Annotated in this window: 17 protein-coding genes; 7 read left to right on the top strand and 10 right to left on the bottom strand. The window is 72.5% G+C overall.

Features of this window, described 5'->3' with window-relative positions; all coding sequences use genetic code 11:
* Positions 1-9 precede the first annotated feature (9 nt).
* The gene (locus ACIQPR_RS15545; RefSeq protein ID WP_403647613.1) at positions 10-681 is read right to left on the bottom strand and encodes a histidine phosphatase family protein; all 672 of its coding nucleotides are present in this window, start codon (positions 679-681) and stop codon (positions 10-12) included.
* A gap of 243 nt (positions 682-924) precedes the next feature.
* Here ACIQPR_RS15545 and ACIQPR_RS15540 point away from each other — a divergent pair, with 243 nt between their 5' ends.
* A complete protein-coding gene (locus ACIQPR_RS15540) occupies positions 925-1,746 on the top strand; it encodes a methyltransferase domain-containing protein (RefSeq protein WP_403647610.1) in 822 nt (273 codons plus the stop codon).
* Between the two features lie 85 nt (positions 1,747-1,831).
* Positions 1,832-2,179: a VOC family protein gene (locus ACIQPR_RS15535; RefSeq protein WP_403647607.1), complete on the top strand. Its 348-nt coding sequence runs from the start codon at positions 1,832-1,834 to the stop codon at positions 2,177-2,179.
* A gap of 42 nt (positions 2,180-2,221) precedes the next feature.
* Here ACIQPR_RS15535 and ACIQPR_RS15530 read toward each other — a convergent pair whose 3' ends face one another.
* Positions 2,222-4,183: a DUF5107 domain-containing protein gene (locus ACIQPR_RS15530; protein ID WP_403647604.1), complete on the bottom strand. Its 1,962-nt coding sequence runs from the start codon at positions 4,181-4,183 to the stop codon at positions 2,222-2,224.
* 145 nt (positions 4,184-4,328) lie between these two features.
* Here ACIQPR_RS15530 and ACIQPR_RS15525 point away from each other — a divergent pair, with 145 nt between their 5' ends.
* A complete protein-coding gene (locus ACIQPR_RS15525) occupies positions 4,329-4,676 on the top strand; it encodes a DUF6204 family protein (RefSeq protein ID WP_403647601.1) in 348 nt (115 codons plus the stop codon).
* Here the strand turns inward: ACIQPR_RS15525 and ACIQPR_RS15520 are convergent.
* From ACIQPR_RS15520 to ACIQPR_RS15495, 6 genes are all read right to left on the bottom strand, one after another.
* Positions 4,648-5,199, bottom strand: coding sequence for a GNAT family N-acetyltransferase (locus tag ACIQPR_RS15520; protein WP_403647598.1), 552 nt, complete (start codon positions 5,197-5,199; stop codon positions 4,648-4,650). The two genes, ACIQPR_RS15525 and ACIQPR_RS15520, sit on opposite strands and share 29 nt — an antisense overlap.
* Before the next feature lie 134 nt (positions 5,200-5,333).
* Positions 5,334-7,286 carry a CocE/NonD family hydrolase gene (locus ACIQPR_RS15515; protein ID WP_403647595.1) on the bottom strand — a complete coding sequence of 651 codons (1,953 nt, stop codon included), beginning with the start codon at positions 7,284-7,286 and terminating at the stop codon, positions 5,334-5,336.
* Positions 7,287-7,409: 123 nt separating this feature from the next.
* Positions 7,410-8,342, bottom strand: a complete 933-nt coding sequence (locus ACIQPR_RS15510) for an LD-carboxypeptidase (RefSeq protein ID WP_403647592.1) — start codon at positions 8,340-8,342, stop codon at positions 7,410-7,412.
* Entirely contained in the window at positions 8,339-10,291 is a 1,953-nt protein-coding gene (locus ACIQPR_RS15505) for a prolyl oligopeptidase family serine peptidase (RefSeq protein WP_403647589.1), read from the bottom strand. Before ACIQPR_RS15505 ends, ACIQPR_RS15510 begins: the two co-directional genes overlap by 4 nt.
* A 15-nt stretch (positions 10,292-10,306) precedes the next feature.
* Positions 10,307-11,617 (bottom strand): M20/M25/M40 family metallo-hydrolase, encoded by a 1,311-nt coding sequence (locus ACIQPR_RS15500; RefSeq protein ID WP_403647586.1) that lies wholly within the window; start codon positions 11,615-11,617, stop codon positions 10,307-10,309.
* The gene (locus tag ACIQPR_RS15495) at positions 11,610-12,443 is read right to left on the bottom strand and encodes a M55 family metallopeptidase (RefSeq protein ID WP_403647584.1); all 834 of its coding nucleotides are present in this window, start codon (positions 12,441-12,443) and stop codon (positions 11,610-11,612) included. Before ACIQPR_RS15495 ends, ACIQPR_RS15500 begins: the two co-directional genes overlap by 8 nt.
* Positions 12,444-12,586: 143 nt before the next feature.
* Between ACIQPR_RS15495 and ACIQPR_RS15490 the strand changes: the two genes are divergently transcribed.
* Positions 12,587-13,393, top strand: coding sequence for a thioesterase family protein (locus ACIQPR_RS15490; RefSeq protein WP_403647581.1), 807 nt, complete (start codon positions 12,587-12,589; stop codon positions 13,391-13,393).
* Between the two features lie 9 nt (positions 13,394-13,402).
* Here the strand turns inward: ACIQPR_RS15490 and ACIQPR_RS15485 are convergent, their stop codons facing one another.
* Positions 13,403-14,182, bottom strand: coding sequence for an SDR family NAD(P)-dependent oxidoreductase (locus ACIQPR_RS15485; RefSeq protein WP_403647578.1), 780 nt, complete (start codon positions 14,180-14,182; stop codon positions 13,403-13,405).
* A gap of 3 nt (positions 14,183-14,185) precedes the next feature.
* A complete protein-coding gene (locus tag ACIQPR_RS15480) occupies positions 14,186-15,721 on the bottom strand; it encodes a long-chain fatty acid--CoA ligase (protein WP_403647575.1) in 1,536 nt (511 codons plus the stop codon).
* 213 nt (positions 15,722-15,934) lie between these two features.
* Here ACIQPR_RS15480 and ACIQPR_RS15475 point away from each other — a divergent pair, with 213 nt between their 5' ends.
* The 3 genes from ACIQPR_RS15475 to ACIQPR_RS15465 are packed head-to-tail and all read left to right on the top strand — an operon-like array spanning position 15,935 to position 18,974.
* Entirely contained in the window at positions 15,935-16,699 is a 765-nt protein-coding gene (locus tag ACIQPR_RS15475; protein ID WP_403647572.1) for an enoyl-CoA hydratase/isomerase family protein, read from the top strand.
* A gap of 60 nt (positions 16,700-16,759) precedes the next feature.
* A complete protein-coding gene (locus ACIQPR_RS15470; RefSeq protein WP_403647569.1) occupies positions 16,760-17,818 on the top strand; it encodes an alcohol dehydrogenase catalytic domain-containing protein in 1,059 nt (352 codons plus the stop codon).
* A gap of 1 nt (position 17,819) precedes the next feature.
* The gene (locus tag ACIQPR_RS15465) at positions 17,820-18,974 is read left to right on the top strand and encodes an acyl-CoA dehydrogenase family protein (RefSeq protein WP_403647566.1); all 1,155 of its coding nucleotides are present in this window, start codon (positions 17,820-17,822) and stop codon (positions 18,972-18,974) included.
* The last annotated feature ends 31 nt before the right edge of the window (positions 18,975-19,005 follow it).

Below are 19,005 nucleotides of genomic sequence, written 5' to 3'. Positions count from 1 at the left end.
AGGGCCTCGCTACGGCTGCTGGTCCGCGTCGAGCGGCTGTCCGGCCGGGCCGTCTTCGCCGTCCGCTCCGGCCACCTCCACCGGCGCGCCCGCCCAGGACAGGGCCTTCCAGCCGTCGGCCGGGGAGCCGTCCAGGACGACGATGCCGGTGTTGTCGAGGGGGCGGGCGGCGGCGAAGGACACGTCGACGTTGTCGGCGCGGGCGGCCGTCCACATCCGGATCGCGGCGCCGTGGCTGATCATGGCGACGGTGCGGGCGCCGCTGTCGGCGGCCTCGGCGATCACGCCGTCGTAGCGGGCGAGGGCCTCCGCGCCGTTCTCGCCGCCGGGCATCCGCAGCTCCGTGTCGCCGGCCGCCCACGCGAACACGATCCGCATGTACTCGTGGCCGGGTTCCCGGTCGCCGGGCAGCATCTCCAGGTCGCCGGCGGTCAGCTCGCGGATGCCGTCGCGGACCCGGACGTCGAGGCCGCGGGCGGCGGCCAGCGGGGCCGCGGTGCGCTGGGTGCGGACGAGGGTGGAGGCGTAGAGGGCCTCGATGTCCTCGTCGGCCACGGCGGCGGGCAGGGCGGCGGCCTGGCGGCGGCCGAGGTCGGTCAGCTCGGCGCCGGGGACGGCCGTGTCGAGGAGGAAGTCCACGTTGGCCGTGGTCTGGCCGTGGCGGATGAGGAGCAGGCGCATGCGGGGGTTCCTCCGATGAAACGGTCCGCCGACGGTGAATCGGTTCGCCCGTGGTCCCCGGGCGGCAAACGGCCACTTCAGGGTACCCGGCGGCCATTTCAGCGTACCCGCCGCCGCACGAGCCCCGCCGTCGACCTTCTGACCATCCGTCAGTCCACATACTGAAACGCAGGTCTCATCATTCGACATGCGCGCGTACCGTTCCGACTACGCCGAAGAAGACGCGAAGGGGTAGGTAGAGCCATGCCGAAGCCACAGGAGACCGCCGTCTACACGCACGGGCACCACGAGTCCGTACTGCGGTCGCACACCCAGCGGACCGCCGCCAACTCCGCGGCCTACCTGCTCGGTTCGCTGAAGCCGCACATGAAGATCCTGGACATCGGCTGCGGTCCCGGCACCATCACCGCGGACCTGGCGGCCCTGGTGCCGGACGGCTCCGTCACGGGCGTCGACCGCGAGCCGGGCATCCTGGACACGGCCCGCGCCACGGCCGCCGGACGCGGGCTGGCCAACGTCGACTTCGCGGTCGCCGACGTCCACGCGCTGGACTACCCGGACGACACGTTCTGCGTGGTCCACGCCCACCAGGTGCTCCAGCACGTGGGCGATCCGGTGCGGGCGCTGCGGGAGATGGTGCGGGTGACCAAGCCGGGCGGGTTCATCGCCGCCCGCGACGCGGACTACGCGGTGATGACCTGGTATCCGCTGGTACCGGGGCTGGACGACTGGCTGGAGCTGTACCGGCGGGTCGCCCGCGCCAATGGCGGCGAGCCGGATGCCGGACGCCGTCTCAAATCGTGGGCACTGCGGGCCGGGCTGACGGACATCACGGCGACGTCGAGCAACTGGACGTTCCACACTCCGGACGAGCGGGCCTGGTGGAGCGGGCTGTGGGCGGACCGCACGGTCGCGTCCTCGTACGCGGCGGTCGCGACCGGCGGCGGGCACGCCACCACCGGGCAGCTGGAGGCCGTCGCCGAGGCCTGGCGGGAGTGGGGCGAGCGGGACGACGGCTGGTTCGCCGTGCTGCACGGCGAGATCCTGTGCCGCAAGGCCGGGTGATCCACCGGTACCGCCGTCGGCCGGCCGGGCCGGAAACGCCCCGAAGGATCACCACGGCCCGGCCGCCCCAACTAGGCTCGTCCGTATGGACATTCTGGGAGCCACGCTGCGTATCTGCGTCGACGACCTGGAGACCGCCGTCCCCTTCTACGAACGCCTCACGGGCGCCCCGGCGCTCCGTTTCGAGCGCGGTGGGGTGTCGGTGGCCGCGGTCGGATTCTTCCTGCTGATGAGCGGGTCCGAGGCGGAACTGGAGGTGCTGCGCAAGGTCGGGGCGACGATCGCCGTCAAGGACGTCGACGAGGCGCACGCCCTGCTGACCGAACTCGGCGCCCGGATCGTCGCGGGCCCGCTGACCACACCGGGGGGCCGCAATCTGATCGCGGTGCATCCGGACGGGACGGTCTACGAGTACGTGGACCGGCGGGGCTGACGGCCGCCCGCCGGTCCGCGCGTCGCGAGACCCCGCCTCGCCTCAGAGTGTTTCCGGCCGCATCCGGAAGCCGTAGCGCCTGGGCAGCGGTTCGTCGGTGAGGCGGGCCCAGAGCCGGTCGATCGACTCGGCGCCCTCGCGCAGGTCGGCGACCTCGAAGCCGTCGTCGAAGACCGCCCACGCGTCGTCGCGCCGCCCCTCCGCGAGCAGCAACTCGGCCTGGAGCAGCAGGAACCGGCCGCGTTCGCGGGTGGCGGGGTGCAGCATCTCCCAGACCGCGCGGGCGTCCGCGACCCGGCGCACCCGCAGCAGCGCCTCGACGGCCTCGCGGCCGAGCGCGGCCGTGGCGGCGGTCCAGCTCTCGCCGGCGTCGCGCCGCTCGTGGCACAGGTCGGTGAAGGCCTCGGTGTAGCGGTCGGCGGCCCGCTCGTGGTGGCCCGACTCCTGGTCCGCGACGGCGAGACAGCGCAGCAACGGCCAGAGGGACGGGGCGAGTTCGAGGGCCCGCTCCCAGCTGCGCACCGCCTGCGCCCGGTCGCCCGCGTGCCATTGGGCGACGCCGAGGTGGTACTCGGTGAGCGGGGTGGCGGGCGCGGTCTCCAGCATGTCCCGCCAGTGCGGGGCGACCAGGGTCTCGCCGGGCGGCCGGACCCGGCGCGGCTCGGGCAGCGCGCCGCTGCGCAGCAGTGCCGCCCAGGGTGCCTGGGCCTCGCCGAGGGTGGACTCGTCGAAGGGGGTGCCGGGCAACTTCCAGTCGGCGCGCAGGACTTCGAGGGCGCCCCAGCCGGAGCCGGTGGCGAGGACCTCGCCGGGTTCGGTGTCGGCGAACGGCTTCCAGGCGGTGTGGGCGGCGTCCAGGTCGGCGCGGGGCAGCGCGGTTTCCAGCCGGGCCTCGGCCGCGTCCACCACGGCGGGCCACTCCCCCTCCGTCCCGGCGTCGAGCGGGCCGTAGGCCTCAAGCCAGGACACCTCGCTCTCCGGGTCGAGGCGGATGTGCTCCAACTGGGTGCGGGCCAGGCCCGCTTGGATCTCGCAGTAGCCGCCGGTGCCCGGTTCGGTGAGCCACTCCTGCCAGCGGCGGCCACCGGGGCCGGTGCCCCACACGAAGAGCTTGCGGCCCCGCAGCCCGTCGGTGGAGGTGTGCACCAGCCCGTGCCCGTCCGCGTCGAGCGCGGCGATCCAGCGGCGCCGACCGTCCGGGACGTCGTAGAAGTAGTCGGCGGCGTAAGGGCTGTTGAGGGGATACGTGCGGTCCACTCCGTCGTACGACGGCACGGGCACCCGGCGCAGCCGCCGCTCGTGGTCGAGGTGCCAGGCCTGCGACGCGGGTGCCAGGACCCGGCGTTCCTCCGGTACCGCGATGTTGGACCACCAGTAGGCGGGCGCGGGCCGCTCGTGCGGGTTGCGGACGCGGACACCGACGTGGAGGAAGTCGGAGCCGTCCGGGAGCCACAGGTCGACCTGGAACGGGAGGTCGCGCAGGCGTTCCCACTCCCACAGGCGGAGCATCTCGCCGCCGTCCGGGGCGGGGACGCGGGCGGCGTGCAGGGGTGCGCAGGAGAGGGTGGTGTGGCCGGTGGCGCCGGTGTTCCACTCGATGCCGCCGGAGAACCAGGCGCCGTTGAGGGCGAAGTTCGCGGGCTGCACCACCGGGTTGCGGTATAGGAGTTCACGGTCGGTGGGCTTGTGGACGAGGGAGGCGATCCGGCCGCCGAGAGTGGGCAGCACGGTGGCGCGCAGCCGGTCGTTCTCGATCACCAGGGCGTCGAGTTCGCGGGGTGCGCGGTCTCTGCCGTAGCCGTCGCGGACGCGGGTGGGCAGCAGGCTGCGGAGCGGTTCGTAGCCGATCTGGCGGGCCATGTCCCGGGGCAGGGCCTCGCGGTCCCGGTCGTCGACGCGGTGCGGCTCGTCGAGCGGACGCAGTGGGGGCAGCGGGTTGTCCGGGCCCAACTCCGCGGTGGGCAGGGTCAGTACCTCACGTCGGATCGTCGTCACGATCACCATGGAACCCGGCAACGGGTGCGGTGGCCAGGGGCGGCGCCGGTCAGGATTCCGCAAAGGCGGGGCACCGGAAAATTCCGCGTGCGGTGCGGTCGGGTCGACGTAGAGTCGGGCGGTCGACGGCACGGAGCGAGGAGTGGAACGGCGGATGGGCGAGCAGCACACGTACCGGGTGATCGTCCGGGGCACCTGGGACGCGCTGACGGACGAGGCGCGGCGGCGGCTGCTGGACGAGGCCTCCGAGCACGGGATGCTGAGCATGCGGTTCACCGAGGAGGGCTCGCTCAGTTACGAACCGTCGCCGCTCAAGCACTTCTCGTGGCGGTTCGTGGTGGTGTCGGACGCGGCGGACGGCGAGGAGATGGCGGCGGCGCTCGCCGAGGACCGCGCCGAGACCGCGTTGCGGGGCCTGGGCTACGGTTTCCGCGATCTGAGATCGACGGTCACGGATCTGGACACGATGAAGGTCAACCGGAAGTCCGCATCTCGGCGGTGATCGCCCAGCGCTCGTGGTCGCGCCACGCCCCGTCGATGTAGATCATGTCCGGGGAGAAGCCTTCGAGCCGGAATCCGCAGCTGCGGGCGAGCGCGATGGACGCGGCGTTGCCGGGCTGGACGTTGATTTCGAGCCGGTGCAGCCGCATCGGCCCGAAGGCGTGGTCCATCACGGCGTTCACCCCCTCGCGCATCAGTCCGCGGCCGGCGGCGTGCGCGAAGGCGCCGTAGCCCAGCGCGCCGCACTGGAAGCCGCCCTGCACGATGTTGTTGATGTTGATGAACCCGGCGATGCCGTCGCCGTCCAGCTCGCACACGAGGAAACCGGCCTTGGTGGGGTCCTGGATCAGCCGTCCCGCGTAGGCGGTGAAGGCGTCCGCGCTGGTGGGCGGGAACAGCCACGGCTGGTGCAGGTCCTTGCTCTCCCGGGCCCGCGCGGTGAACTCGGCGGCGTCCTCGTAGGTGAAGTGACGTATCCCCGCGCGGGGACCCTGGGCGAGATAGCGGGATGCGGTGTGCGGCATCCCGTCACCCTAGTCAGGGTCGACGGCGGCGGCGCATGAAATACGCCCCGCACAGGGCGCCGATGATCGCCGTGGCCAGCAGTGCCATCCACAGCGGCATGGTGACCTCGGGGATCAGCAGCCTGATCCTGGTGTCACGGGTGTTCTCGAAGATGAAGACGAGGGCCAGGACGGCGAGCAGCAGGACAGTGATCCGGGCGGGCGTCAGCAGGCGTTCCCGCCGGCCGCTGTGGCCAGCGCTCTCGGTGGTCTTCGGGCTCATGTCTCCAGGGTGGGCCCGAATCGGTCATCACGCACGGTGAGACCCGGTCCGGGACCACCGGCAGCTCCAGCACCCCCGTGTCCTGCGGCGGGCCGAGCACGGTGACCGGCTTGATACCCCGGTTCCCGAGGTACGCGTCGTCGCTCGCCGCGATCACGAACCGCATCCGGTGCCCCCGCGCGAACCGGTGCACGATCCCCGGCAGCGTGACCGTGAAGGTCTTCGTGACGTCCGCGATCCGGACCGGGGCGACCAGCCGGTGGACCAGGGTCGCGGTCCCGTCGGGAGCGAGATCGTAGAGCTTGGCGAAGAGGACCAGCCGGTCGGCGGCGTCGCCGGAGTCCCGCACGCGCCGCGCGGCCGGGGAGAGCACCCGGAGCCTCGCCCGCGGAGCACCCACGACGTCCGTCGCACGGGCCAGCGGCGCACCGGTCCAGCCGGCGTACGTACCTGGCATGTCGTACGGCGCCGGGTCGGGCAGGCCGGTCATCCCGGTCAGCGAGTTCTCCGAATGGCTCGTGGGGAACGGCCGGTTGGCGTACTCGCGGCTGCCGCGCGCCGCCCTCGCCCGGTCGGCCACCAGCGTGCCGTCGCCGGACAGGTACAACTTCCGGTTCAGCGCGGGCAGTTGGTCCGCCGTGGCGTAGGTGGCGGCCGGGTCCGTGATCCAGTCGCGGTAGTAGGCGACGGCGGGACCGGTGTCCACGTCCGTCCGCAGGCGCAGATAGCGGTCGAACCAGGCCGCGATCCGCCGCCCCACATAGCTCGACTCCAAGTCGCCCCGCTTCAGGTCGAGTTCACCGGCGGGCGGGGTGGCCGTCCCGCCGCTGTGCCCCCACGCCTGCCAGATCATCTTCGCCGTCGTCCCCCGGGCCCGCAGCGTCCGGTACGTCGCCGTCGCCTCGTTGAGGTTGAACAGGCTGTCGGCCTGGCCCTGGACAAGGAGCGTCGGCGCCCGGACCCGGCGGAGATACGACACCGGCGAGACGCTGCGCGCGTAAGCGAGCGTGTCCGCCGTCGCCTTCGCCGGATAGCTCCCGGAGTTCAGCGTGCGGAACAGGGCGCAGGCCTCGCGGACGAAGTGCGCGCAGGGGAGGGTGCCGAAGCGGGCCGGGTCGAGGCTCCGCGCGGTCAGCGGCAGGGATTCGCCCATGAGGTAGAAGGCGTTGGTCCACTGCCACTTGAAGGCTCCGGGCGCGCTGCCGCCACCGACCACATTGTCAGGGCCGAGGGAGTACGCGAGGTCGTGCCAGGTGATCATCGGGACAAGGGCGTCCACCCGGTGGTCCACGGCGGCCGTCGCCAACTGGACGGCGCCGCCGTACGATCCGCCGATCATCCCGACCCGGGGGTCCCCCCGCGCGTCGAGGGTCACGAAGTCCGCCCTGGTCCCGTCGTCCGCGGCGCGGGTGCCCGCGAGGAAGTCGACCAGCGCCGACGCGGCCCTCCCGTCGACGGCCGGGTCGTCCAGCGAGATGGGGCACCCCGACTTGCCGAAGCCCAGCCCGGAGTAGACGAGTGCGACATAGCCGCGCCGCGCGAAGACCTTGCCGACGGCGTCGGTGGACCCGTCGGACTTGCTGCCGCCGAAGCCGTTGGTGGCCAGTACGGCGGGCGCGGGGCGGGCGCGGTCCACGCCCGCGGGCCGGTACAGATCGGCGTCGACCGGGCAGTCCCGGCCGCCCGCGCGGACCGTCAACCGCAGTGCGGTGACGGTGTACCGGTCCGCCGCCACGGCCTGACCGGCAGGCGCAGCGACGAGGACGAGCGGCGTGGTGAGCGCGAGAGCGAGCGCGGCACGGACTCCGGACGCACGGCGGAACACACGGGCAATACGGAGCGCACTGGACACACTGGACACGCGGGACACAGGGACCTCCACACTGAGGGCAGCCCGAGGCAGAGCGAGGGGGGTTCGCTGAGGGCGGTGCGACGGGTGGGCCGGCGGCTACCGCAGCGCGGGCTCGTCCAGCGTCAACGTGCCCGCGTCCGCGTCCAGTTCGGCCGCCACCCCGAGCGGTATCGTCAGCGCCCCTTCGCAGTGCCCGAACCCGAACTCCTCCACGACGGGCACCCCGAGCCCGCCCAGCCGGTCGACGAGCACCGGGCGCAGTTTCCGGTACGGCCCGCAGCCGGACCACGAGCCGAGCACGATGCCCGCGACACCGTCGAGCAGGCCGCCGCGCAGGAGTTGGGTGAGCATCCGGTCGATGCGGTACGCCTGTTCGCCGACGTCCTCGACTACCAGCAGGCCGCCGGGCGCGCCGGCCCGTGCGTGCGGGGTGCCGAGGTCGGTGGCGAGCAGGGCCAGGCAGCCGCCGAACGTGACGCCCCGGGCCGTCCCGGGCACCAGCGCACCGCCGCCGCCCGGGACGGCCCGGATGCTCCGCACGGACTCCGGGTCGAAGAGGGTCGCCCTCAAGTGCTCCTGGGTGCGGGCGTTCTTGACGAAGTCGGCGCCGGCCGCGGCGGGCCCGTACAGGGTGACCAGGCCCAGCCGGGTGGCGAACGCCTGGTGCAGCACGGTGGGGTCGCTGAAGCCGACGAACACCTTCGGTCCGGCGGCGCGCAGCGCGTCCCAGTCGAGGAGGTCCACGATCCGCTGTGCGCCGTAGCCGCCGCGGGCGCACAGGACGGCGGCCACCGAGGGGTCGCACCAGGCGTTCTGGAGATCGGCGGCGCGGTCCGCGTCGGTACCGGCCAGATAGCCCAACTCGCCGTGCCGATCGCGGACATGGGGTGCCACGACCGGGTCGAGGTCCCAGCCACGCAGGATGTCCAGGCCCGCTTCGAGCCGTTCCTCGGACACCGGCCCACTGGGTGCGACGACGGCCACGCGGGCGCCGGGGGCGAGCCGGGACGGCCGCAGGAGTGCGGTCACTTGGTGAGCTCCAGGGCGGGAACGCCGGGCGGGTCGATGCCGAAGACCTGGGCGTACAGGGAGAGTTCGGCCTCCAGGGCGCGGATCATGGTGTCGGCGCGGCGGAATCCGTGGCCCTCGCCCTCGAATGCGAGGTAGGCGTGCGGCACTTGGCGGCCCCGCATCCGTTCCAGAAGGCGTTCGCACTGGGCGGGCGGGCAGATCACGTCGGCCAGGCCCTGGAGCAGCAGGAAGGGCGCGGTGATGCGGTCGGCGTGCTCGACGGGTGAGCGCTCGGTGTAGCGGGCGGGCACCTCGGCGAGGGGTCCGACCAGGCTCTCCAGGTAGCGCGACTCGAAGTCGTGGGTCTCGCCCGAGGCCCAGTTGGCGAGGTCGAGGACCGGATAGCTGATGGTGCCGCAGGCGTAGACGTCGGTGGTCACCAGGGACGCGGCACTGGTCCAGCCGCCCGCGCTGCCGCCCCGGACGGCGAGCCGGGCCCGGTCGGCGGTGCCCTCGTCGGCGAGCGCGAGGGCGACGGCGGCGCAGTCCTCGACGTCGACGACACCCCACTGCTCGCGCAGCCGGTTGCGGTACTCGCGGCCGTGCCCGGTGGAGCCGCCGTAGTTGACCTCGGCGACCCCGATGCCCCGCGAGGTGAAGTAGGCGATCTCCAGGTCGAGGACGAGGGGCGCCCGGCTGGTGGGTCCGCCGTGCGCCCAGATGACGTACGGCGGCAGCTCGTCGCCGGGCGCGGCCCAACTCGGGCTGTGCGGCGGGTAGATGTGGGCGTGGATCTCGCGTCCGGCCGGACCGGCGAAGGTGCGGATCTGCGGTTCGGGGTAGTGGGCGGGGTCCACGGGGTCGTCGTGGGCGGCGCCGATCACCCGCGCTCTGCCGGTGCGGGTGTCGAGTTCGACGACCTCGTGGGCGCTGCGCGGGCTGGCGCCGACGCCGACGACCCGGTCGCCGTGCGCGGCGAGGGCGGCGGTGAACTCGGTCCAGGGGCCGGCCGCGTCGACGACCTCGCCGGTCTCCGGGTCCAGCACGCCGAGCAGGGCCGCGCCCCGGCCGTGCACGACGGCGATCAGGCCGCTCTCCAGCGGTGCGAACCAGCGCTGGCCGAGCTTCCACAGCGGCCCGCCGAACTCCTCCTCGCGGGGGCACACCGGCTCGTGGTCGCGGTACAGGTTCCACCAGCCGGTGCGGTCGCTGGCGTACAGCAGCGAGCCGTCGTGTCCCCAGTCGACCTGCGCGATCGACTCCTCGGGCCCGCCGGCGACCGGGCGCGCCCCGTGCAGGGTGCCCGCCTCGGTCACCTCCGCCACGATCAGTTCGGTGCCGTCCCACGGCATGCGCGGATGGTCCCAGGCCAGCCAGGCCGCCCGCCGTCCGTCCGGCGAGACCCGGGGTCCGGTCACGAACCGGTGCCCGTCGGGGGTGAGGTCGCGTACGGCGTCCCGGTCCTCGGCCGCCGACCCGTCCAGCGGTACGGCGGCGAGCACGCGGCGCACGTCGCCGGGCCCGGGGCCGGTGAACTCCTCGCACACGCACCAGACTTCACCGAGGTCGGGCATCAACCGGGGCTCCGCCCAGCGCAGTCCGCCGCCCACGGCGGAGACCGGGGTGAGCGGCACCGGCTCGCCGCCCGGTTGGTACCGGTACAGCCGCTGGTCGGCGAAGTTCACGAAGACGACGAGGGGCTCGCCGTCTTGGAGCGCTCCGGCCCAGGGCCGTCCGCCGTACTCGATGACCCGGCTGCGGACGTTCCAGGGCGCGGGCAGCACCGGCTCCTGGGAGCCGTCCGCGCGGCGCCGCACCAGGGTGCGGCGGCCGGCCTCGGTGGGCCGCGGTTCGGTCCACCAGACCTCGTCGCCGACGAAGCCGACCCACTCGGGCTGTCCGTCGTGGGCGGCGGCCAGCGCCGCGTCGATGGGCGAGGGCCACGATCCGTACGCCAACGTCCGCATGTTCTCCCCCACTTGCTAGGCGGTCCGCAGGAAGCGGTCAAGGACACGGACTCCGAAGTGGAGCGCGTCGACGGGGACCCGTTCGTCGACTCCGTGGAACAGCGCCTGGTAGTCGAAGCCCTCGGGGAGCCTCAGCGGTGCGAAGCCGTAGCCGGTGATGCCGAGGCGGGAGAACTGCTTGGCGTCGGTGCCGCCGGACATGCAGTAGGGCACCACATGTCCGCCGGGTGCGAACTCCTCGACGGCGGCCCGCATCCGGGCGTAGGTCGGGGAGTCGACCGGGGCCTGGAGAGCGACCTCGCGGTGGTGGAACTCCCAGTCGACGTCGGGTCCGGTGAGCCGGTCCAGGGTGGTGCGGAACTCGTCCTCGCCGCCCGGCAGATAGCGTCCGTCGACGAAGGCGACGGCCTCGCCCGGGATCACGTTGACCTTGTAACCGGCGTTCAGCATGGTCGGGTTGGCGCTGTTGCGGACGACGGGCTCGACGAGTCGTCCCGCCGGGCCGAGCTTGGCGAGGAGCAGGTCGATGTCGTCGAGGTCGGGTTCGAGGCCGTACAGGGCGGCGAGTTCGGTGAGGGCCGCGCGGACGGTCGGGGTGAGCCGTAGCGGCCAGTCGTGTTCGCCGATGCGGGTGACGGCGGCGGCGAGGCGGGTCACCGCGTTCTCGTCGTTGACCTTGGAGCCGTGGCCGGCCCGGCCGCGCGCGGTCAACTTCAGCCAGGCGGTGCCGCGTTCACCGGCGGCGATGGGGTAGATCTCCCGGCCGGTGCCGTCGTGGAAGGTGAACGCCCCTGATTCGCCGATGCCTTCGGTGCAGCCCTCGAAGAGCGCGGGATGCCGGTCGGCGAGGAAGCCGGAGCCGTCCTCGGCGCTGGCCTCCTCGTCGGCGGTGAAGGCGATGACGAGATCGCGGCGCGGCCGTACGCCCGCTCTGGCCCAGGCGCGGACGACGGCGAGGATCATCGCGTCCATGTTCTTCATGTCGACCGCGCCGCGCCCCCACACGACGCCGTCGCGGATCTCGCCGGAGAAGGGGTGCACGGTCCAGTCCTCGGCCTGCGCCGGTACGACGTCGAGGTGGCCGTGGACGAGCAGCGCGTTTGCCGACGGGTCGGTGCCCTCGACGCGGGCGACGACGTTGGTGCGGCCCGGGGTGCGTTCGAGGAGGGTGGGTTCGAGGCCCGCGGCGGCCAGTCGTTCGGCGGCGTACTCGGCGGCCGGGCGCTCGCGGCAGTCACCGCCGCCCCGATTGGTCGTGTCGATGCGGATGAGGTCCGAGGTGAAGGTGACGACCTCGTCCAGGGCCCGCGCGTCGATGTCAGCCATACTGCTCCTCCACCGCGGCGGCGACGATCGTGGTGACCGCCTTGAAGGTCCGGATCCCCTCGTACATGGTGTCGGCGGTGTACGCGACCTTGCGCTCGCCGACCCGCCCGACGCCCGGCACGACGGTCGCGGCCATCGCGAGATGCTCGGCGTCGAATTCGAGGGCGACGGTGAACGGCCCTCCCCGCACCGGTTCCTGACGGACCGCCAGCTTCGCCGCCTCCTTCGCCGCCGCCCGGATGTCGGCGGCCGTCCTCGCCGGGGTCCGGCACACGGCCGCGTAGCGCGACACATGGTCCTTGACGGCGACCTTCAGCGCCCCGGGCGCGTACCCGAGGGCGTCCTCGCAGGCCACGTCGTCACCCGTGACCAGGATCACCGGTACCCCGAACTCGGCGACGACATGCGCGTTGAGCAGTCCCTCACTGGCGCGGACGTCGTCGAGCCAGACCCCGGTGATCGAGTTGGCGAGGTAGGTGTGGGCGAGGACGCCCTCCATGCCGGCGCCCGCGTGGTAGCCGACGAACGCGATGCCGTCGATGTCGCCGTGCTGCACGCCCTCCACCATGGACAGCGACTTGTGCCGCCCGGTGAGCATCCGGGTCCGTTCGTCGAGCCGCTCCAGCAGCAGGTTGCGCATCGTCGAGTGCGCCTCGTTGACGACGACCTCGTCGGCGCCGCCGTCGTGGAAGCCGAGGACGGCGGCGTTCACGTCCGAGGTGAACATCGAGCGGCACCGCTCCCACTGCGGGGTCCCCGGCACCACGTCGGCGGGCCAGGTGACGCCGGTGGCACCCTCCATGTCGGCGCTGATGAGGATCTTCATGCTGCGTCACGTTACGCGCCACCAGGGGAACCCGCCATGAAGCGAAACGCCGTTCCGGACCGAGTCCGTACCGTGTAGGTGTAGACACCATCGTCCGGCCGGCCCCACTCGGCGGCCCGCGCCCCGGCAAGGAGAGACGTCCGTTGAACACCGGCACCCCGGTCCCCGACAGCTACTACGTCCGCACCGACGAGCACCGCTACAAGCCCACGGCCCACGCGGGCGGCGCCTGGGACCCGGACGAGCTGCACTTCAGTCCGCTCGGTGGGCTGGTCGCCCATGCCGTCGAGCGGGAGCGGGCCGCCGGGCCGGACACCGGCCTGGTCATGTCCCGGATCAGCTACGACATCCTGGGGCGGCTCGCCCTGGAGGAGTGCGAGATCCGGGTGCGGACCCTGCGGCCCGGCCGGACGATCGAGCTGGTCGAGGCCGTGGTGCGGGTCGCGGACCGGCCGGTGGTGCGGGCCCGTGCCTGGTACCTGGCGACGCTGGACACCTCCGCCGTCGCGGGCGGCCCGGCCGGCCGGCTCACCCCGCCCGAGGAGCTGGACCGGTGGGAGATGTCCGCCCTGTGGCCCGGCGGCTACATCGCCTCCGTGGACGTACGACCGCTCGCGCCGCCCCGGCCGGGCCGCGCGACGGCCTGGATCTCCACCCCGCACACCCTCGTCGCGGGCGAGCCCAGCAGCCCGCTCGCGTCCTATCTCGCGCTGGTCGACACCGCGAACGGCATCGCGGTACGCCGGCCGCCCACCGAGTGGATCTACCCGAACGTCGACCTGACCGTCCATCTGCACCGCCAACCCGTGGGCGCCTGGACGGGGTTGGACACCACGGTGACGTTCGGGCCGACCGGGCTGGGCCTGACCAGCACCGTGCTGCACGACGTGGACGGCCCGGTCGGGCACGCGCAGCAGACCCTCACCGTGCGGCCCGCCCCCGAGCGGTGACGGCGGGCGCTACCGCGCGGTCCAGCCGCCGTCCACCGTGAGTGTCGTCCCGGTGACGAAGCGCGACGCGTCCGAGGCGAGGAAGACGGCGGCTCCGCCCAGCTCCTCCACATCACCGACGCGGCCCAACGGCGTGCTGTCGACGATGCGTTGGCCCCAGCGGCTGGCCAGCAGACCGGAGCTGAGGTCGGTGTGGAAGTAGCCGGGCGCGAGCGTGTTGACCCGCACCCCGCGGTCGGCCCACTCGACGGCCAGCGCCTTGGTGAGCGCCTCGACCCCGCCCTTGCTGGCCGCGTAGGCGGCGATCCGCTCGAAGCCGGTGCGGGCGTGCACCGAGGAGACGTTGACGATGGAGCCCGAGCGCTGCTCCAGCATCACCTTGCCCGCCTCGCGGCAGCAGAAGAAGGTGCCCTGGAGGTTGACGTCGAGGACCTGCTGCCAGTCCTCGTCGGTGACGCGCTCGCTGCGGGTGAAGTGGGGGCTCGTACCGGCGCAGTTGACGACCGCGTCGAGGCGTCCCGTCCGGCCGGTGATGTGCTCCACGATGCCCCGCACGACGGCCGAGTCGGCGACCGAGCCGGGCAGCACCAGCACCTTACCGCCGTGCGCGGCGAGTTCGGCCTCCAGGCTCTCCAGGTCCGTCGCGGTGCGGGCCGTCGCGGCCACGGTGGCACCGGCCTGGGACAGGGCGACGGCGACCGCCCGTCCCAGTCCCTTCCCCGCGCCCGTCACCCACACCGTCCGTCCGTCGAGGCGGAGTCGGGCGTTCACGTCGTTCGACTGCGTCATGGCTCAGCCCTCCGCGGGGATGTCGCGCAGGGTCCGCTTGAGGACCTTGCCGGACGGGGTGCGGGGCAGCACGTCGACGATGTCGAAGCGGGCCGGCACCTTGAACTTGGCGAGCCGGGCCCGGCAGAACTCCCGCAGTTCCTCCGCGCCGGCAGCCTCACCGGGCCGGAACACCACGAAGGCGCGCGGGACTTCGCCCCAGCGGGGATGGTTGAGGCCGACCACGGCGGCCTCCAGCACGGCCGGGTGCTCGTACAGCACGCGCTCCACCTCGGGTGTGGCGATGTTCTCGCCGCCCGAGACGATCATGTCCTTCTTGCGGTCGTCGATGTAGAGGAAGCCGTCCTCGTCGACGTGCCCGATGTCGCCGGTGTGGAACCAGCCGTCGCGCAGCGCCGCCGCCGTGGCCTTCTCGTCCCGCCAGTACCCGGCGAAGACCTTCGGGCCGCGCAGCGTGATCTCGCCCAGCTCGCCGGCCGGGACCTCGGCGCCCGTGTCGTCGACGATCCGCACCCGGGTCTGCGGCACCGGACGACCGACCGAGCCCAGCTTGGACAGCGCGTGCGCGCGGTCGAGGAAGGTGTCGCCGGAGACGGTCTCGGTCAGGCCGTAGGCGTCGGCGAACCAGGCGTTGGGGAACGCGGTCATGATCCGCCGCAGCACCGGTTCGGGGGTCTTCTCGCCGCCGCCGAGGATGAAGCGCACCGAGCTGGTGTCGTACTCCTCGCGGTCGGGCACCTCAAGCACCGCGTTGACCATGGCGGGCGCCAGCCACACATTGGTGACCCGGTGCTTCTCGATCGCGTCCAGCACACCCTGCGGATCGAACTTCCGCTGGAGCACGACGCCGCCGCCCGCGTGCAGCACCCCGAGGGCCGGCATGTCCAGACCGCCCACGTGGTAGAGCGGACCGCTGACCAGCGTGGTGTCCGCCGACGTCAGACCGAAGTGGACGATGTGCGCGAGGTTCTTGGCCTCAAGGTTGCCGTAGGTGATACGGACGCCCTTGGGCCGTGAGGTGGTCCCGGAGGTGTACATGAGCCGCTGGAGATCGTCGGCCTCGACGTCCACGGGCTCCACCCGCTCCCCTTTGTGCCGGGCCAGCAGCTCCTCGTAGTCGGTCCACGGCTCCTGGGGCGGCTCGTCCCCGCCGATCAGGATCCGGTGCTCCAGATCGGTCAGGCATCCGGCGCTGCGCTCGACGGCCCGGACGAACTCCGGCTCGGTGACGATGGCCTTGGCCTGGGCGTGCCCCAGGATGTACTGCCATTCCTCTTCCGAGAGGCGGTAGTTGAGCGGCAGGAAGACCGCGCCGAGCCGGTTGGTGGCGAGCACCAGTTCCAGGAACTCCGGCTGGTTGTAGAGCAGCAGACCCACCACGTCACCGCGCCCGACGCCCAGCTCGGCCAGGCCCGCCGCCAACTGGTTCACGCGTTCGTGCAGTTGACGGACGGTCAGAGAACGCTCGTCCTGGACGACGGCGACGGCTTCGGGCCGCTGCGCCAGGTGGTAATCGAGGATGCTCGCGAAATTGTGCACGGCTCACTCTCGCTCTGTGGTGTTCGGCGCTGAACACGGCTCGACCACGGCTCATGGGGCAAACCGGATTCCGACCGGTCGGTTGCCCACTCACATAATTTAGTGTACCCCTTGGTCTATAAAACCTATGAGCCGCACTTTACGACGGCACGTGCGCATCGACAACCACCCGGGCGCAGGTGCCGTCGCTTCCGCAGACGAGGAGGGTTCCCCGTGCCACGCATCCGGCTCGACACCGACGGTCCGGTCGTCACGCTCCGCCTCGACAACCCGCCGATGAACGCCTTCGACACCGCGCAGCGGGAGGAGCTGGCCGCCCGCGTACGCGAGCTGGCCGACTCCCCCGCGGTACGGGCCGTGGTGCTCCACGGGGGCGAGCGGCTCTTCGCCGCCGGCGCCGACATCAAGGCCCTGGCCGCGATGGGCCCGCAGGAGATCCGCGGCTGGAACCGCGCGCTCCAGCGCACCTTCGACGAGGTCGCCCGCCTCCCGATGCCGGTGATCGCCGCGGTCACCGGCTACGCCCTGGGCGGCGGCATGGAACTGGCACTGGCCGCCGACTACCGGGTGGCCGCCGAGGACGCGGTGCTCGGCCAGCCCGAGGTACGCCTCGGGATCATGCCGGGCTCGGGCGGCACCCAGCGGCTCGCCCGTCTGATCGGCCCGGCCCGCGCGAAGAACCTGCTGATGACCGGCCGCCGGGTGAAGGCGGACGAGGCGCTGCGGCTCGGCCTGGTGGACGAGGTGGTCCCCACGGGCTCCGCCCTGACCGCCGCCCTCACCTACGCCCGTCGGCTGTCCGAGGGGCCACCGGCCGCTCTGGAGGCGATCAAGGACGCGGTGGACCACGGCACGGACGCGGGCATGTCGGCGGGCCTGGCACTTGAACGCGCCCTGTTCACAGGGGTGTTCGGCACGGAGGACGCGGCCAGGGGCCTGGACTCATTTCTCGACAAGGACCGCAGGAGCGCCCTCTAGGGGCGCGGGAAACCGCGCGACAAGCCACAGCGAACCCGCAGACGAAAAGGGGCGGAAAACATGGAGGCACTCGTCTGGCACGGTGCACAGGACCTACGTCTCGAAGAGGTACCCGAACCACCGGAACCAGCCCCTCACGAGGCGGTCGTAGAAGTGTCCTGGTGCGGCGTCTGCGGCACGGACCTGCACGAGTACCTGGAAGGCCCGCACATGATCCGGGAGGGCCACCATCCCCTCACCGGCTCCAAGCCGCCGCTGGCCCTCGGCCATGAACTCAGCGGCACGGTGGCCGCGTTGGGCGCGCCCGTGCCCGGTATCGCGATCGGCGACCGCGTCACCGCGGACCCCGTCTGGCGCTGCGGCACCTGCTTCTGGTGCAGGCGCGGCGAGTACCACATCTGCCCCAAGAGCGGCTCGGTCGGCCTGGCCTCCCCCGGCGGTTTCGCGCAGCGCGTCACCGTCCCGCTGGCCGGCCTGACCCGCCTGCCCGACAACGTCAGTGACGAACTCGCCGCCGTGGCCGAGCCGTTGGCGGTGGGACTGCACGCGGTGACCCGCGCCGGCGTCAAGCCGGGCGACAACGTGCTCGTGGTCGGCGGCGGCCCGATCGGCGTCGCGGTCGTCCTCGCGGCACAGATCGCCGGCGCGGCGGGCCTGTTCGTGAGCGAACCCCTGGCCGGCCGCCGCGAGATGCTGCTCGGCATCGGCGTCACCGAGGCCTTCGACCCGCGCACCACGGACGTTCGGCGCGAGCTGTTCGTGCGCACGAACCGCATCGGCCCGGACGTCGTGATCGACGCGACCGGCGTGCCCGCGCTCGCGGGCCGGGCCGTGTCGATCGTGCGGCGCGGCGGACGGGTCGTACTGGCCGGTGTCGGACACGGCAGCGTCGAGTTCGACATGGGCCAACTCGTGTTCTACGAGCGGTCGGTGGTCGGCACGCTCGGCTACAACTTCGACATCCCGCGCGTGATCGACCTGATGAGCACCGGACGTCTGGATGCCTCCGCCCTGATCACCGGCCGTTTTCCGCTCTCGGGAGGGGTCGGTGTCTTCGAGGACCTGGCCGCCGACCGGGCCCGGCACCTCAAGGTGCTGCTGACCCCGAAGGGACTGTGACATGGACTTCGACCTGCCCGAGGAGACCCTCGCCCTCCAGGACATGGTCCGCGAGTTCGCGGCCAACGAGATCACGCCGCACGCGGCCGAGTGGTCCGAGAACGAGGTGTTCCCGACCAAGGTGTTCACCAAGCTGGGCGAACTCGGCCTGATGGGCATGCTCGTGCCGGAGGAGTACGGCGGGGCGGGCTCGGACACGGTCACCTATGTCGCGGTGATGGAGGAACTGGGCGCCGCCGACCAGTCGGTGGCCTCCTCCTGGAACGCGCACTCGACGATCGGCACGCTGCCCTTGCTGGCGTACGGCACCGAGGAGCAGAAGCGGCGCTGGCTCACACCGCTGGCGAAGGGTGAGGCGATCGGCGCGTTCGGGCTGACCGAGCCGGACGCCGGCTCCGACGCGGCCGGGATCGCGACCACCGCCCGCCGCGCGGACGGGGGTTGGGTGATCAACGGCACGAAGATGTTCATCACCAACGCGGGCACCGACATCAGCCAGGGCGTCACCCTGCTGGCCACGACCGGCAAGGGCGCGGACGGCCGCAAGGGCTACGCGACCTTCTACGTGCCGACCGGCACGCCCGGGTACACGGTCGGCACCAAGCTGAAGAAGCTGGGCTGGCACGCCATGGACACCAGGGAGTTGGTGTTCACCGACTGCTGGGTCTCCGACGACCATCTGATCGGCGAGGAGGGCAACGGCCTGCGGCAGTTCCTGTCCGTGCTCGACGGCGGCCGGATCAGCGTGGCCGCGCTGGGGCTGTCGCTGGCCAAGGCGGCGCTGGCCCTCGCGGTCAAACACGCCAAGGAGCGGCAGCAGTTCGGGCGTCCGCTGGCCGACTTCCAGGCCGTCGCGCACAAGATCGCCGACATCGGCACCGAGTACCAGGCGGCCCGCTGGATGGTGTACCGCGCCGCGTGGCTCGCCGACCAGGGCCGCCCGCACAGCACGGAGGCGGCGATGGCCAAGCTGTACGCCTCCGAGGTCGCCAACCGGGCCGCCTCGCAGGCGGTGCAGATCCACGGCGGCTACGGGTACGTGCGTGAGTCGGAGATCTCCCGTTTCTACGCCGACGCCAAGATCCTGGAGATCGGCGAGGGCACGAACGAGATCCAGCGCAATGTCATCGCCAAGGCCCTCGTCAAGGGCGCGTGAGGCGTCGGGTCCCGCGGTGCGCCGAAGCGGC

The organism is Streptomyces sp. NPDC091280, from assembly GCF_044768565.1.
In the GTDB taxonomy this organism is placed as follows: domain Bacteria; phylum Actinomycetota; class Actinomycetes; order Streptomycetales; family Streptomycetaceae; genus Streptomyces.
This window is presented reverse-complemented; position numbering and strand designations above follow the sequence as displayed.

Excerpts from the sequence above, each read along its gene's own strand:
- ACIQPR_RS15545 (WP_403647613.1), bottom strand. The coding sequence starts at position 681 with ATGCGCCTGCTCCTCATCCGCCACGGCCAGACCACGGCCAACGTGGAC.
- ACIQPR_RS15540 (WP_403647610.1), top strand. The coding sequence starts at position 925 with ATGCCGAAGCCACAGGAGACCGCCGTCTACACGCACGGGCACCACGAG.
- ACIQPR_RS15535 (WP_403647607.1), top strand. The coding sequence starts at position 1,832 with ATGGACATTCTGGGAGCCACGCTGCGTATCTGCGTCGACGACCTGGAG.
- ACIQPR_RS15530 (WP_403647604.1), bottom strand. The coding sequence starts at position 4,183 with ATGGTGATCGTGACGACGATCCGACGTGAGGTACTGACCCTGCCCACC.
- ACIQPR_RS15525 (WP_403647601.1), top strand. The coding sequence starts at position 4,329 with ATGGGCGAGCAGCACACGTACCGGGTGATCGTCCGGGGCACCTGGGAC.
- ACIQPR_RS15520 (WP_403647598.1), bottom strand. The coding sequence starts at position 5,199 with ATGCCGCACACCGCATCCCGCTATCTCGCCCAGGGTCCCCGCGCGGGG.
- ACIQPR_RS15505 (WP_403647589.1), bottom strand. The coding sequence starts at position 10,291 with ATGCGGACGTTGGCGTACGGATCGTGGCCCTCGCCCATCGACGCGGCG.
- ACIQPR_RS15500 (WP_403647586.1), bottom strand. The coding sequence starts at position 11,617 with ATGGCTGACATCGACGCGCGGGCCCTGGACGAGGTCGTCACCTTCACC.
- ACIQPR_RS15495 (WP_403647584.1), bottom strand. The coding sequence starts at position 12,443 with ATGAAGATCCTCATCAGCGCCGACATGGAGGGTGCCACCGGCGTCACC.
- ACIQPR_RS15485 (WP_403647578.1), bottom strand. The coding sequence starts at position 14,182 with ATGACGCAGTCGAACGACGTGAACGCCCGACTCCGCCTCGACGGACGG.
- ACIQPR_RS15470 (WP_403647569.1), top strand. The coding sequence starts at position 16,760 with ATGGAGGCACTCGTCTGGCACGGTGCACAGGACCTACGTCTCGAAGAG.
- ACIQPR_RS15465 (WP_403647566.1), top strand. The coding sequence starts at position 17,820 with ATGGACTTCGACCTGCCCGAGGAGACCCTCGCCCTCCAGGACATGGTC.